Raw genomic sequence first — 13,833 nt, 5'->3', positions numbered from 1 at the left:
CTCAGCGCTTCATCAGGAAGGCGGCGAAGGCGGCCTGCGCTTCGGCCGACATCAGGCGCTCGCCGAAATGGCGGGCTTCGGTGGCGATGGTCTCGGCGGTTGCGGCGGCGCTGCCGCGCTTCAGCAGCATCTTGGTCAGCGCGACGGATTGCGGTGGCAGGGCGGCGAGCGCCTTCGCCTTCTCGACCGCCAAGGGGAGCGCCTCGCCGGCTTCGGTGACGGCGTTGAGGAGACCGGCCTCCTGCGCCACCTCCGGGCTGAAGACCTCGCCGAGCATCAGGAGTTCGGCGGCGCGCTTGGAGCCGGCGATTAGCGGCAGGAGATAGCTCGATCCGCCCTCCGGGCAGAGGCCGAGCGCGACGAAAGGCAGGCGGAAGCTCGCGCCCTTGCCGGCGAAGGCGAGGTCGCAATGCAGCAGCATGGTCGTGCCGATGCCGACGGCGAAGCCCTCGACCGCGGCGACGATCGGCTTCTTCGTGGTCGAGATCGCGCCGAGGAAGTCGATGGCGATGCGCGCCCCGACGCCGGTGGCGGCCGCGGCGGCGAAATCCTTGATGTCGTTGCCGCTGGTGAAGCAGCCGCCGGCACCGGTCAGGACGATGGCGCGGACGCCCGCATCGGCATCGGCGGCGGCGAGCGCGTCGATCAGGCCCTGATAGGTTGCCCGGTCGAGCGCATTGCGCCGGTCCGGCCGGTTCATGGTGATCTGCCGAACGCCCTCGGCAACGTCTTCGGTCAGCACCGTCTCGGTCATTGTCCTGTTCTCTTTTTCAAAGGGCCGGGCAGGGGTGGAAATCCGGCAACCGCAGTCCGGTATCGGTCAGAGCAGGCGGGCCCTCGCCTGCTCGTATTCGCTCTTCAGGCGGGCGATCACCTCGGCCACGGGCGGGGCGTCGTCGATCAGGCCGACGCCCTGGCCGGAGCCCCAGATGTCGCGCCAGGCCTTGGCCGAGCCGGAGCCGAAGCTCATCTTGCTCTTGTCGGCATGGGGCAGGTCGTCGGGGTCCAGCCCCTGAGCCGCGATGCTCGGCTTGAGGTAATTGCCGGGCACGCCGGTGAAATAGGGGGTGTAGACGATGTCGGCGGCCGAGGCGCCGACGATCATCTCCTTGTAGCCCTCGGCGGCGTTCGCCTCCCGGGTCGCGATGAAGCGGGTGCCGATATAGGCGAGGTCTGCCCCCATCGCCTGCGCCGCCAGGATGGCGCCGCCGCTGGCGATCGCGCCCGACAGGATGATCGGGCCGTCATAGAAGCGCCGGACCTCGCCGACGAGAGCGAAGGGCGACAGCGTGCCGGCATGGCCGCCGGCGCCGGCGCAGACCAGGATCAGCCCGTCGACGCCGGCCTCCAGCGCCTTTTCCGCATGGCGGATCGTGGTCACGTCATGGAAGACGAGGCCGCCATAGGAGTGGACCGCCTTGACCACCGCATCGGGCGCACGCAGCGAGGTGATGACGATCGGCACCTGATGGCGGACGCAGGCTTCCATGTCGTGCTGGAGCCGGTCGTTAGAGGCGTGGACGATCTGGTTGACGGCGAAGGGCGCGATCTTGCGGGCGGGGTCGGCTGCCTTGGCGGCGGCGAGCTCGGCCTTGATGCGCGTCAGCCAGATGTCGAGCTGGTCGGCTGGACGGGCATTGAGCGCCGGGAACGAGCCGACCACGCCGTTGAGGCATTGCGCGATCACCAGTTCCGGGCCGGAGACGATGAACATCGGCGAGCCGATCACCGGCAGCGAGAGCGATTGCGCGAGGCCAGGCGGGAGGGACATGCGGACGGCTCTTAGGCAGGCGTTGCAGTGGGTCGACCGGGGCCGACGATGTTCGAGCGGTCGCGGGCGGTCAAGCACTGCCAGACGTTATTCTGCATAGCAGAATGAAGCGCGCCTTTCGAAATTGCGACGCCGATGCGAGCTTGACAAGAGCGGGTGCGGCCGGGTCCCTAGCAGGGAAACCTACAGAAGAACATTCCGCTTGGCGGAACGTGCGCGAGATTCGGGGGAGCCCGCAGATGCTGACCGTCAAGATCGCCCATCAGGGTGCCGTCGCGGTGGCGACCATCGACAATCCGCCGGTCAATGCGCTGGGAGCGGCGCTGCGCCGCGATCTCGCTGCCGCGGTGACCGAGGTCATGGCCGATCCAGAGGTCGAGGCGCTGGTCATCGCCGCCGCGGGCAAGGCCTTCATCGCCGGCGCCGATATCAGCGAATTCGGCAAGCCCTTGGCCCAGCCGATCCTGCCCGAGGTGATCGCCCTGATCGAGGATGCGCGAAAGCCGGTGGTTGCGGCGATCCAGGGCGTCGCTCTTGGCGGCGGGCTCGAGGTCGTGCTCGCCTGCCATGGCCGGGTCGCTCTGCCGGCGGCGAAGCTCGGCCTGCCCGAGATCAAGCTCGGCATCATTCCCGGCGCCGGCGGCACGCAGCGCCTGCCGCGCCTGATCGGTGCCGCCAAGGCCTTTCCGATGATGCTGTCGGGCGAGCCGGTCGCGGCGCAGAAGGCGCTCGATCTCGGCCTTGTCGACCGGGTGGTCGAAGGTGATCTCGTCGCGGCGGCGGTCGGTTTGGCGCAGGATCTCGCCGCGAAGGGCAGGCCGCGGAAGACCGGCGAGATCGCCGACAAGCTGACGCCGGCCGATCGCGAGGCCTTCGAGGCGCTGGCCAGGGACGCGACCGCGAAGTCTGGCGACATGCCGAATGCGATGGCGCTGATCGAGGCGGTGCGCGGCGCCTTCACCTTGCCGCTGGCCGAGGGCCTCGCCAATGAACGCGCCCTGTTCGCCAGACTCGTCGTCGACGAGCGCTCCAAGGCGCTGCGCCATGCCTTCTTCGCCGAGCGCGAGGCGGCGAAGGTCCCGGGCATCGACGACAGCGTCAAGCCGCGCCCGATCGCGCGCGCCGCGGTGATCGGCGCCGGCACCATGGGCGGCGGCATCGCCATGTGCTTCGCCAATGCCGGTATCCCGGTGACGCTGATCGAGACCTCGCAGGAGCAGGTGGAGAAGGGCCATGCCCGCATCCGCGACACCTATGGCTTCTCGGTGAAGCGCGGCTCGATGACCGAGGCCACGCGCGAGCAGCGCATGGCGCTGATCACGCCGGCGGTCGGGATCGCCGCCGCCGCGGAAGCGGACATCGTGATCGAGGCGGCCTTCGAGGAGATGAGCGTCAAGCGCGAGATCTTCGGTGCGCTCGACAAGGTCGCGAAGCCGGGCGCGGTCCTCGCCAGCAACACCTCCTATCTCGACCTGACCGAGATCGCCGCGGCGACGACGCGCCCGGCCGATGTGCTCGGCATGCACTTCTTCAGCCCGGCCAATGTGATGAAGCTGCTCGAGATTGTGCGGCCGGAAGGCGTCGCCGCCGATGTCGTGGCGACCGCGATCGCGCTCGGGCGCCGGCTCGGCAAGGTGCCGGTCGTGGTCGGCAACTGCTTCGGCTTCGTCGGCAACCGTATGCTGGAGCAGCGCACCCGCGCCGCCGAGCGGCTGCTGGTCACGGGCGCCCTGCCGCATGAGGTCGATGCGGCGCTGACCGGTTTCGGCTTCAAGATGGGGCCGTTCGCCATGTCGGACCTTGCCGGCAACGATATCGGCTGGCGCAGCCGCAAGTCGCGCGGCAAGACGGCGGCCGTGGCGGATGCGATCTGCGAGCGCGGCTGGTTCGGCCAGAAGATCGGCCGCGGCTATTACCTCTATCCGGAAGGCGCCCGCGCCGGGCAGCGCGACCCGGAGGTCGAGGCGCTGATCGCCGATATCTCGGCGAAGGAGGGCGTTGCCCGCCGCGGCTTCACCAGCGAGGAAATCCTGGCGCGCCTGCTCGACCCGATGGTCAACGAAGGTGCGCGCATCCTGGAAGAAGGCATCGCGACGCGTTCCGGGGACATCGATATCGTCTGGCTCACCGGCTACAACTGGCCGGCCTGGCGTGGCGGGCCGATGCACTGGGCCGAGGCCGTCGGCCTCGACGTGATCGTCCGGCGGCTGGAGGAGCAGGCGGCGGAAAGCGGCGATGCCTCACTCGAGCCGGCGCCGCTGCTGCGCAGGCTCGCCGCCGAGGGCAGGGGCTTCTCGGCGCTGAAGGCGGCGTAGAAGGCATTTCTGTCGGCCGTTCGGACGAAGACAGATCAGATCATCGATAGAGGACACCCCAGCGCCATGACCGAAGCCGTCATCGTCTCGACTGCCCGCACGCCGATCGGCAAGGCCCATCGCGGCGCCTTCAACCAGGTGCGGGGCGCCGACATGGCCGCCCATGCGATCCGCCATGCCATGGCGCGGGCGAAGCTCGAGCCGGAGGCGGTCGAGGAAGTCGTGATGGGTTGCGGCTATCCGGAAGCCGCGACGGGGCTGAACGTCGCGCGCCATGCCGCGCTGGTCGCCGGGATTCCGGTACAGTCGGCCGGCGTCACGGTCAGCCGCTTCTGCGCCTCCGGGCTGGAGGCGATCGCCCATGCGGCGCGGCGCGTCGTGATGGACGGCGTGCCGGTCGCGGTCGGCGGCGGCGTCGAGTCGATCAGCCTCGTGCAGCCGGTGACGAGGCGCGAGCTGGCGCTGAACGACTGGCTGACCGCCAATAAGCCCTCAATCTACACGACGATGATCGAGACCGCCGATAATGTCGCGCAACGCTATGGCATTTCGCGCGAGGCGCAGGACGTCTTCTCGCTGGAAAGCCAGCGCCGCACCGCCGCCGCCCAGCAGCGCAGGCTCTTCGACGACGAGATCGTGCCGATGACCGCGGTGATGGCGGTGACCGACAAGGCGACCGGCGACGTCCGCCAGGAGGCGGTGACGCTGGCGAAGGATGAGGGCAACCGGCCGGACACGACGCTGGAAGCGCTCGCCAAGCTGAAGCCGGTGCGCGGCGAGGATCAGTTCGTCACCGCCGGCAATGCCAGCCAGCTTTCGGACGGCGCCTCGGCCAGCGTGGTGATGTCGGCGCAGGAGGCGAAGCGCCGCGGGCTGGAGCCGCTCGGCATCTTCCGCGGTTTTGCCGCCGCCGGCTGCGAGCCCGACGAGATGGGCATCGGCCCGGTCTTCGCGGTGCCGCGCCTGCTCGAACGCAACGGTCTCAAGGTCTCCGACATCGACCTCTGGGAGCTGAACGAGGCCTTCGCCTCGCAGTCGCTTTATTGCCGCGACAAGCTCGGCATCGATCCCGAGAAGGTCAACGTCAATGGCGGCGCGATCGCGATCGGCCATCCCTTCGGCATGAGCGGGGCGCGGCTCGTCGGCCATGCGCTGCTCGAGGGCCGCCGGCGCAAGGCGCGCTATGCCGTCGTCACCATGTGCGTCGCCGGCGGCATGGGCTGCGCCGGGCTGTTCGAGATCAATTCGTAAGCGAGCGTCATGGTCGGACCCGACCCGACCATCTCGGAAACCAGCATTTGCGTCACGAGATTCCCGGGTCTGCGCTTCGCTTCGCCTGAGAATGACGGGAGGTACCCATGGACCTGCGCTTCACGCCCGAGGAGCTGGCCTTCCGCGACGAGGTGCGCCAGTTCTTCCGCCATGAGATCCCGGCCGAGATCCGGCGCAAGGTCTCGGAGGGGCGCGGGCTCTCACGCGAGGACTATGTCACCTCGCAGCGGATCATGAACGCCAGGGGCTGGGCGGTGCCGCACTGGCCGAGAGAATGGGGCGGGCAGGGTTGGACGGCGATCCAGCGCTACATCTTCACCGAGGAGATGCTGCTCGCCGCCGTGCCGCTGCCGCAGCAGTTCAACTGCTACATGGTCGGGCCGGTGATCGCCGCCTTCGGCTCGCAGGCGCAGAAGGAGCGCCACCTCGCCCGCATCGCCAATCTCGACGACTGGTGGTGCCAGGGCTTTTCCGAGCCCGGCGCCGGCTCCGACCTTGCCTCGCTCAAGACCAGAGCGGTGCGCGAGGGCGACCACTACATCGTCGACGGGCAGAAGACCTGGACGACGCTCGGCCAGCATGCCGACTGGATCTTCTGCCTGGTCAGGACCGATCCGGCGGCGAAGAAGCAGGCCGGTATCTCCTTCCTGCTGATCGACATGAAGACGCCGGGCATCAGCTTGCGGCCGATCATCACGCTGGAAGGCCGGCACGAGGTCAACGAGGTCTTCTTCGACAAGGTCAGGGTGCCCGCCGAGAACCTCGTCGGCGAGGAGAACAAGGGCTGGGACTATGCCAAGTTCCTGCTCGCCAATGAGCGCACGGGCATTGCCCGCATCGGCCTCTCCAAGGAGCGCATGGCAAGGATCAAGCGTCTCGCGCAGGAGATGCCGGCGGGTGAGGGCACGATGTGGGATGATCGCGACTTCCGCGAGCGCTTCGCCGACGTCGAGATCGAACTGAAGGCGCTGGAGATCACCCAGATGCGGGTCGTCGCCGCACAGGCGCGCGACCCGGGCAGGCCGGACCCGGCCTCCTCGATCCTCAAGATCAAGGGCTCGCAATTGCAGCAGGCGACGACGGAGCTCCTGCTCGAAGTCGCCGGCCCCTTCGCGCTGGCGGCGCCGGAACGCGGCGCCGAGCCGACCAATGACTGGCCCTTCGACCATGACTGGGCCGATGCGGCCGCCGCTAGCTATTTCAACAACCGCAAGGTCTCGATCTATGGCGGCTCGAACGAGATCCAGAAGAACATCATCGCCAAGGCGGTGCTGGGCTTGTGACGATGGGCTCGACCCCTTGCTATCCGCCGCCGTCATCCCGGGCCTGAGCCGGGATCCATACTAGGGCGCCGACGCCCTGCGATGGATCCCGGAGCGGCGCGGCTTTGCCGCTTGTCCGGGATGACGGTGCGGATGGGACGACTGCGCTGCGAACCGAAGAGACGCACCATGGATTTCGACCTCTCCCCCGAACAGGCGCAGCTAAAGGACGGCGTCGAGCGGCTGATCGCGGCGAGTTACCCTTCGGTGGAGACGCGCCAGAAGCTCGCCCGCGAGCCGCTCGGCTTCTCCGAGCGGGGCTGGGCGCAATTCGCCGAGATGGGCCTTCTGGGGATTCCGTTCAGCGAGGCCGAGGGCGGTTTCGGCGGCGGGCCGGTCGAGACGCTGGTGGTGATGGAGGCGCTCGGCAAGGGGCTGGCGCTGGAGCCTTACCTTGCGAGCGTGGTGCTCGGCGGCGCCGCCCTGCGGCTCGCCGGCTCGGCCGAGCAGAAGCAGCGGCTGATCCCGGCCGTGGTCGACGGCTCGCTGCGGCTCGCTCTGGCGCAGACCGAGAAACAGGCGCGCTACGATCTTAACGACATCGCCATGACGGCACGCAAGGTCGAGGGCGGCTATGTGCTGGATGGCGCCAAGAGCGTCGTGCTCAGTGGCGACAGTGCCGGGCTCCTGGTGGTCAGCGCTCGCACCTCCGGTGCGCGCCGCGATGCGCAGGGCATCAGCCTGTTCCTGGTGCCGGCCGATGCGCCGGGCCTGCGGATCACGGGCTATCCGACGCAGGATGGCGGGCGGGCGGCCGAGATCGGCTTTGCCGGGGTGCGGGTCGCCGATGCGGATCTGCTGGGGGAGGAGGGCAAGGGGCTGCCCGTGCTGCAGCGCCTCTCCGAACATGCGATCGCGGCGCTTGCCGCGGAGGCGGTCGGCGCGATGGCGGCGCTGCACGCCCTGACCGTCGACTATCTCAAGACCCGCACGCAGTTCGGCATGCCGATCGGCAATTTCCAGGTGCTGCAGCATCGGGCGGTCGACATGCTGATCGCGCTCGAACAGGCCCGTTCCATGGCCTTCTACGCGGCGATGATGGTCGAGCATGACGAGGCGCAGGAGCGCGCCACGGCGCTGTCAGCGGCCAAGGTCCAGATCAACCGCTCCTGCCGCCTCGTCGGGCAGGAGGCGGTGCAGCTCCATGGCGGCATCGGCATGACCATGGAGTATATCGGCGCCCACTATTTCAAGCGCCTGACCATGATCGAGAGCCTGTTCGGCGACACGCCGCACCATCTGCGCCGGGTTGCGGCTGCCGGCGGGCTGGTGGCCTGAGCCGGGCTCAGCGCCCCTCGGCGGCGAAACCGAGCGGGATTGCCGTCGTCGATTTCAGTTCCTCCATGGCGAACATCGAGGTGACGTCGCTGAGGTCGATGCGCGAGATCAGCTTCTTGTAGAGCGCGTCATAGGCGGCGATGTCCGAGACATAGGCCTTGAGCAGATAGTCGATCTCGCCGCTCATCCGGTAGAAATCGACGATTTCCGGCAGGTCGTGCACCGCCGTGTGGAAGCGCTCCAGCCATTCCATCGAATGCCTGGAGGTCTTGACCGCGATGAAGACGGTGACCCCGGCCTTGAGCTTGTCGCGGTCGAGCACTGCGACGCGGCGCCGGATATAGCCGGCGGCTTCGAGCTTCTGGATGCGCCGCCAGCAGGGCGTCGAGGAAAGCCCCACGGTTTCGGCGATGTCGGCCAGTGGCAGGCTCGCATCCGCCTGCAGTAGCGCAAGGATGCGCAGATCGAAGCTGTCGAGCTTGGCCAAGGGAATTCTCCGAGTCTGGAATGAAACGTGCCTGAAATTATCTGTGCGAGAATCTGATGCTCGTTACAGTTTGATTATTGGTATCAGTTTTCAATTTTCATGGATTTTGGCGTCAGGTAGCAAATCCTTCCCCATGAGCCGGACCTATCATGCCCCGGCGTTCGAGACCGGGGAGATCAGGACATGCAGGGTTACCTCAGCGAGGAGCGGCGCGGGGCGGTGCTACGCGATCTGCGGACCCATGAGGGCACCTGTTCGCGCGACTATCTGGCGGCTGCGCGCAATGTCCTGCGCGAGCTCGTCGCCATCCCCGATCTGGTCCAGCGCTTGCCGCTGCTGCGCAAGCCCGGCGGCTATGCCCGCAACCTTCTCGCCGGCAACGACGCCGTCAGCGTCTGGGCGATGGTCTGGGCCGAGGGCGCGACGACCTCGATCCATGATCATCACTGTTCCTGCTGCTTCGGCGTCGTCTCCGGCACGGTGTCGGAAACCTGGTATCGCGCCGTCGACACGGCCCGAGCGGTGCCGACCGAGGAACATGACCGGCAGGCCGGCTATGTCGCCTGCATGCTACCGACCGGCCCGAACATCCACCGCATGCAGAATCGCGGACCGGGCGAGGCGATCTCGATCCATATCTACGGTTTCGACCACGAGGCCCACAGCTCCTCGATCGAGACAGAATACACTGCTGTCGCCGGCTGAGGGGCCGCCGGCGCCGAGGGTCAGCCCAGCCAGCTGGTAAAGCCTTCGACCGGTTCGCGCTCCGGCACCAGCCGGTTGGCGGGGGCGTCGGGGTCTGCCTTGCCCAGGGCGATACCGCAGACCACGACCTCGCTCTCGGGGATCGCGAGTTCACGCCGCACCACAGGGTGGAAGCGCGCGAAGATCGCCTGCGGGCAGGAATCGAGGCCATGCGCCTGCGCCGCGATCAGGAAGGTCTGCACGAACATGCCGAGATCGAGCCAGGAGCCGATCTCCAGGTCGCGGTCGATCGTCACCATCAGCGCCACCGGCGCCCCGAAGAAGCGCAGATTGGCCTGGGTTTGGCGCTTCATGCCTTCATGGTCGCCGCGCACCACGCCGAGCAGCGAGTAGAGGTCCCAGCCGACCTTGCGCCGGCGCGACAGATAGGGCTCGCGGAAGGTCTGCGGGTAGTAGCGGTATTCTTCCTCGATCGGCAGATCGGGGGAATCCAGCCCCGCGATCAGTCCCTGTTCCAGCCGGGCGCGCGCTTGCGGGCCGAGCACACGCACCCGCCAGGGCTGCATGTTGGTGCCGCTCGGCGAGCAGGCCGCCAGCTCGAGCAGGCGGCGGACCAGCGTCGGATCGACCGGATCGGGCAGGAAGGCGCGGATGGCGCGGCGGCTCTCGATGGCGCGTTCGACAGTCGCAGCGTCGGTCATGCAGGGTCCTCGACTTCCGATCCTCAGCCCGCTTTGCGGGCCGCGACGAAGTCCTCATGCTCGCGCAGGAGATCGCCGGCGAGCGCCTGGGCGATCAGCTTGCGGGTGTTCTCGAGCCCGTAGATCGCCGCGAAGGAGCCGAAGCGCGGGCCCTGCTCCTCGCCGAACAGCACCTGATAGATCGCCTTCCACCATTCGCCGGTGACGGCGGGGCGCTCGGGCGTCGCGCTCTTGGCCTGGAAGTTCTGGTAGCGCGGGATGGCGCGGGCGATGTCCAGGGCGGTGTCCTGCACGGTCTCGGCGGAAGCCCCGTCCGGCAGGGCTGCGAGCGCGTCGGCCAGTGCCGAAAAGGCCTGGCGCTCGACCTCGTCCGCCGGCCGGTAGTGCTTGGCCGGCTTCACGAAGTCGCGGAAATAGGCGATCGCATAGCCGACCAGCGCATCGAGGCGCGGATGGGTCTGCGCCGAGACATCCGGCGCATAGCGCTGCAGGAATGCCCAGAGCACCGCCTTGTCCTCGGAATTGGCGACGGCGACGAGGTTGAGCAGCAGGCCGAAGCTGATCTGCGTGCGGGTGGCGTTCTCGCCCGAACCGGCCTGCGCCACCAGCTCGGGCGCGGGCGGATTGCCGGCATGGATGTGCCAGGCCGGGTTGCCGAGCCGGTTCTTCCAGTCCTGACGCTCATAACCGCCGAGGAACTGCAGATATTCGTCGACCGCCCGCGGGATCACGTCGAAATGCAGCTTCTTGGCCTCGCGCGGCCGCGCATACATGAACAGCGCCAGGCTTTCCGGCGAGCCGTAAGCGAGCCATTCCTCGATAGTCAGGCCGTTGCCCTTCGACTTCGAGATCTTCTGGCCCTGCTCGTCCAGGAAGAGCTCGTAGTTGAAGCCCTCCGGCGGCGTGCCGTCGAGGGCGCGGGCGATCTGAGAGGAGACCTTGACGGAGTCGATCAGGTCCTTGCCGGCCATCTCGTAGTCGACGCCGAGCGCGACCCAGCGCATCGCCCAGTCCGGCTTCCATTGCAGCTTGGCATGGCCGCCGGTGACCGGGGTGGTGAAGCGCTCGCCGGTCGCGGGGTCGCTCCAGGTGATGGTGCCGGCCTCGACATCGCGCGCCTCGATCGGCACCTGCATGACGATCCGGGTCTTCGGGTGGATCGGCAGGAAGGGCGAATAGGTCGCGGCGCGCTCCTCGCGCAGCGTCGCCAGCATGATCGCCATGATCTTGTCGAAGCGGGCGAGCATCTTCAGCAGGGTCGCGTCGAACTCGCCGGCGCGATAGGCGTCGGTCGAGGACTTGAACTCGTAGTCGAAGCCGAACTGGTCGAGGAAGGCGCAGAGGCGGGCATTATTGTGCCGGCCGAAGGAGTCATGCGTGCCGAAGGGATCGGGCACCTCGGTCAGCGGCTTGCCGAGATGCTGTGCCAGCAGCTCCTTGTTCGGGACGTTGTCGGGAACCTTGCGCAGGCCGTCCATATCGTCCGAGAAGGCGATCAGCCGGGACGGGATGGCGTCGTCGGTCAGCACACGAAAGGCGTGGCGGACCATGGAGGTGCGCGCGACCTCGCCGAAGGTGCCGATATGGGGCAGGCCCGACGGGCCATAGCCGGTCTCGAACAGAACCTCCTTCTTGCCCGATTTCTGCAGCCGCGCGACGAGCTTCTTCGCTTCCTCGAACGGCCAGGCGGCCGAGACGCGGGCGGCTTCGATCAGCGCGGGTTCGAAAACGGACATTTGGCCTGGGATCCTCGCAAATGCGGCAGGGGAGCGGGCGGTTTCGCAGATATGCGTGGGCGACGTCAATGCGCTGTCGCGCCTCGCCAGCCCCCGCAAGGACGCCTTGCCGGAGCTTGGCAGGGGTATAGGCTGTGGCCGCCCATGCCTGAAAGGATGCTGCGTTGGACCGCGATCTGCACGACGAACTCACCGCCTGGCGCCAGCATCTGCACGCCAATCCGGAATTGTCGATGCAGGAGGAGAAGACCAGCGCCTTCATCCAGGAGAAGCTCCGGGAACTCGGCGTGCCCTTCACCGCCAATATCGGCGGCCATGGCGTGGTCGCGACGCTGAAGCGCGGCAACTCGGATCGCAGCGTCGGCCTGCGCGCCGATATCGACGCCTTGCCGATCAAGGAGGCGAACGCAGTCCCCTATGCGTCGCAGCGTAGCGGGGTGATGCATGCCTGCGGCCATGACGGCCACACCGTGTCGCTGCTGGGAGCGGCGGCGCTCCTTTTGCGCGACGAGAGCTGGAGCGGCACGGTCCAGCTGATCTTCCAGCCTTCCGAGGAGAACGGCGCCGGCGCGAGGGCGATGATCGCCGACGGGCTGTTGGAGCGCTTCCCGATGGAGCGTGTCTTCGGCTTCCACAACTGGCCGGGGCTGGAAGCCGGCACGGTGCAGGTTCATCGCGGGCCGGTGATGGCCGATCCCGGGCGGTTCGAGATCACCCTGCATGGCACGGCCGGGCATGGCGCCAAGCCCGACCTGACCCGTGATCCGATCGTCGCCGCCGGCTATCTGATCGTCGCCTTGCAGACCATCGTCTCCCGCAATGTCGAGCCGATCGACAGTGCCGTCGTCTCGGTCGGGGCGATCCATGGCGGCACGGCGCCTAACCAGATTCCGGACCGCGTCACGCTCTCGGGGACGTTCCGCACCTATCGGCTGTCGGTGCGCGAGCGCGTGATGGACCGGATCAGGCAGATCAGCGAGGGCATCGCCGAGACCTTCGAGATGCGGGCAGAGGTGCTGCTCACCGCGATGGGGGCGCCGACCGTCAACAGCGAGATCGAGGAGGAGCTCGCGGTTTCGGCCGCCAGGAGCCTCGGCCTCGCGGTCAGGCGCGACCTGCCGCCGAGCACGGCCTCGGAGGATTTTCCGATGCTGACGCGGGATCGGCCGGGCGCCTATGTCTGGATCGGCAACGGTCCGGCGCGGGATGGCGGCGAACTGCACAATGAGCGCTATGATTTCAACGACGCGATCCTGCCGGCGACGGCGGGCTGGATGGCGGCGGTGGCCCGCCAGGCGCTGGAGGGCGCGCTGAGCAACGCCTCGCCGGGCTGATCAATAGGGGCTCACCGGGAAGAAGCGGATGAACAGGCGCGCATAGGTGCCGTCGTCCCAGAGCGATTGCAGCGCATAGTCGATGGCGCGCTTCAACGGCAGCTCGTCCTTGCGCAGGAGGAAGCTGACGCCTTCGCCGAAATAGCGCGACTCCAGATAGGGGCCGCCGGCGAAGGCGAGCTCGTTGCCGCCGCGGCCGGCGAGGGCGAGGGCCAAGCCGAAACCGTCGCCGAAGACATATTCGGCGTCGCCGCTGCGCAGCAGGGTCAGCGCCGCCAGCATGTCGGAAACCTCGCGGCGTTGGACGAAGGGAGCGACGCGCTCGAGGAAGGCCTGGTGGGCCGTGCCTGCGATCACGGCGACGCGCTTGCCCTGCAGAGCGGCGAGATCGAGATCCGCGCGCGCATTGCCGCGCGTCGTGACGAAACGGGCCGGCGAGCGATGATAGAGATGGCTCGCCGCAAAGCGCTCGCGCAATTCGCGGGTGATCGGGATCGCCGCGGCGAGCACGTCGCCGCGGCCCTCGGCGAGCGAGTCGAGCAGGGTGTCGAAGCGCCGCGCCTGGATCGTACAGCTCATGGCGAGCTTCTCGCAGACGGCGCGGGCGAGCTCGACCGAGAAGCCGGTGACGCCGCCCTCCGGCGTCGCGAAATGCATCGGCGGGAAGTCGTCGTCCGTCAGGAAGCGGATGACCCGCGGTGGGCCGGGATCGGGCCGCTCGAGCCGGACATTCGGATCCCAGAAGTTCGGCACGACATAGCTGGGAGTCGGCTGCGCCTGGGCGATCGCTCCGCCCGCGGGCAGGAGCAGCAGGGCGGCGAGGGCGCTGCCGGCGAAGGTTTTGGTGATGCGGGCGATCATCGCCCGCATCTGGCGCCAGGCCGGGGCGGGGATCAAGGGGCAGTTGCCGTC

At 68.1% G+C, this 13,833-nt stretch carries 12 protein-coding genes; 6 read left to right on the top strand and 6 right to left on the bottom strand.

The genetic code is table 11. The features are described 5' to 3' along the window. Position 1: 1 nt before the first annotated feature. Positions 2–754, bottom strand: coding sequence for an enoyl-CoA hydratase-related protein (locus J0J10_RS06190; RefSeq protein WP_291645732.1), 753 nt, complete (start codon positions 752–754; stop codon positions 2–4). Positions 755–820: 66 nt separating this feature from the next. Further along, positions 821–1,771 carry an NAD(P)H-dependent flavin oxidoreductase gene (locus J0J10_RS06185; protein ID WP_291645731.1) on the bottom strand — a complete coding sequence of 317 codons (951 nt, stop codon included), beginning with the start codon at positions 1,769–1,771 and terminating at the stop codon, positions 821–823. A gap of 239 nt (positions 1,772–2,010) precedes the next feature. On the opposite strand from J0J10_RS06185, the gene J0J10_RS06180 reads away from it, so the two are divergent. From J0J10_RS06180 to J0J10_RS06165, 4 genes are all read left to right on the top strand, one after another. Further along, positions 2,011–4,086, top strand: coding sequence for a 3-hydroxyacyl-CoA dehydrogenase NAD-binding domain-containing protein (locus tag J0J10_RS06180; RefSeq protein ID WP_291645730.1), 2,076 nt, complete (start codon positions 2,011–2,013; stop codon positions 4,084–4,086). Between the two features lie 66 nt (positions 4,087–4,152). After that, positions 4,153–5,337 (top strand): acetyl-CoA C-acyltransferase, encoded by a 1,185-nt coding sequence (locus J0J10_RS06175; RefSeq protein WP_291645729.1) that lies wholly within the window; start codon positions 4,153–4,155, stop codon positions 5,335–5,337. A 107-nt stretch (positions 5,338–5,444) separates the two neighbouring features. Then, the gene (locus J0J10_RS06170; RefSeq protein WP_291645728.1) at positions 5,445–6,641 is read left to right on the top strand and encodes an acyl-CoA dehydrogenase family protein; all 1,197 of its coding nucleotides are present in this window, start codon (positions 5,445–5,447) and stop codon (positions 6,639–6,641) included. Positions 6,642–6,809: 168 nt separating this feature from the next. Further along, complete coding sequence (locus J0J10_RS06165; protein WP_291645727.1) at positions 6,810–7,958, top strand: acyl-CoA dehydrogenase family protein; 1,149 nt, start codon at positions 6,810–6,812, stop codon at positions 7,956–7,958. 7 nt (positions 7,959–7,965) lie between these two features. On the opposite strand, the gene J0J10_RS06160 is transcribed toward J0J10_RS06165, so the two are convergent. Continuing rightward, positions 7,966–8,445, bottom strand: a complete 480-nt coding sequence (locus J0J10_RS06160; RefSeq protein WP_291645726.1) for an Lrp/AsnC family transcriptional regulator — start codon at positions 8,443–8,445, stop codon at positions 7,966–7,968. 183 nt (positions 8,446–8,628) lie between these two features. Between J0J10_RS06160 and J0J10_RS06155 the strand changes: the two genes are divergently transcribed. Further along, positions 8,629–9,150 (top strand): cysteine dioxygenase, encoded by a 522-nt coding sequence (locus tag J0J10_RS06155; protein ID WP_291645725.1) that lies wholly within the window; start codon positions 8,629–8,631, stop codon positions 9,148–9,150. 20 nt (positions 9,151–9,170) lie between these two features. Here J0J10_RS06155 and J0J10_RS06150 read toward each other — a convergent pair whose 3' ends face one another. Together J0J10_RS06150 and J0J10_RS06145 are read right to left on the bottom strand one after the other, a co-directional pair. Continuing rightward, on the bottom strand, positions 9,171–9,851 hold the full coding sequence (locus J0J10_RS06150) for a nitroreductase (RefSeq protein ID WP_291645724.1): 681 nt from the start codon (positions 9,849–9,851) through the stop codon (positions 9,171–9,173). 23 nt (positions 9,852–9,874) lie between these two features. After that, entirely contained in the window at positions 9,875–11,587 is a 1,713-nt protein-coding gene (locus tag J0J10_RS06145; RefSeq protein WP_291645723.1) for a lysine--tRNA ligase, read from the bottom strand. Between the two features lie 164 nt (positions 11,588–11,751). Here J0J10_RS06145 and J0J10_RS06140 point away from each other — a divergent pair, with 164 nt between their 5' ends. Continuing rightward, positions 11,752–12,921 carry an amidohydrolase gene (locus tag J0J10_RS06140; protein WP_291645722.1) on the top strand — a complete coding sequence of 390 codons (1,170 nt, stop codon included), beginning with the start codon at positions 11,752–11,754 and terminating at the stop codon, positions 12,919–12,921. Here the strand turns inward: J0J10_RS06140 and J0J10_RS06135 are convergent, their stop codons facing one another. Beyond that, a complete protein-coding gene (locus J0J10_RS06135) occupies positions 12,922–13,818 on the bottom strand; it encodes a transporter substrate-binding domain-containing protein (protein WP_291645721.1) in 897 nt (298 codons plus the stop codon). Positions 13,819–13,833: the final 15 nt, after the last annotated feature.

This window comes from Allobosea sp. (genome assembly GCF_017308075.1).
Lineage (GTDB): Bacteria > Pseudomonadota > Alphaproteobacteria > Rhizobiales > Beijerinckiaceae > Allobosea.
This window is presented reverse-complemented; position numbering and strand designations above follow the sequence as displayed.

Excerpts from the sequence above, each read along its gene's own strand:
- J0J10_RS06190 (WP_291645732.1), bottom strand. The coding sequence starts at position 754 with ATGACCGAGACGGTGCTGACCGAAGACGTTGCCGAGGGCGTTCGGCAG.
- J0J10_RS06185 (WP_291645731.1), bottom strand. The coding sequence starts at position 1,771 with ATGTCCCTCCCGCCTGGCCTCGCGCAATCGCTCTCGCTGCCGGTGATC.
- J0J10_RS06180 (WP_291645730.1), top strand. The coding sequence starts at position 2,011 with ATGCTGACCGTCAAGATCGCCCATCAGGGTGCCGTCGCGGTGGCGACC.
- J0J10_RS06175 (WP_291645729.1), top strand. The coding sequence starts at position 4,153 with ATGACCGAAGCCGTCATCGTCTCGACTGCCCGCACGCCGATCGGCAAG.
- J0J10_RS06170 (WP_291645728.1), top strand. The coding sequence starts at position 5,445 with ATGGACCTGCGCTTCACGCCCGAGGAGCTGGCCTTCCGCGACGAGGTG.
- J0J10_RS06165 (WP_291645727.1), top strand. The coding sequence starts at position 6,810 with ATGGATTTCGACCTCTCCCCCGAACAGGCGCAGCTAAAGGACGGCGTC.
- J0J10_RS06155 (WP_291645725.1), top strand. The coding sequence starts at position 8,629 with ATGCAGGGTTACCTCAGCGAGGAGCGGCGCGGGGCGGTGCTACGCGAT.
- J0J10_RS06150 (WP_291645724.1), bottom strand. The coding sequence starts at position 9,851 with ATGACCGACGCTGCGACTGTCGAACGCGCCATCGAGAGCCGCCGCGCC.
- J0J10_RS06145 (WP_291645723.1), bottom strand. The coding sequence starts at position 11,587 with ATGTCCGTTTTCGAACCCGCGCTGATCGAAGCCGCCCGCGTCTCGGCC.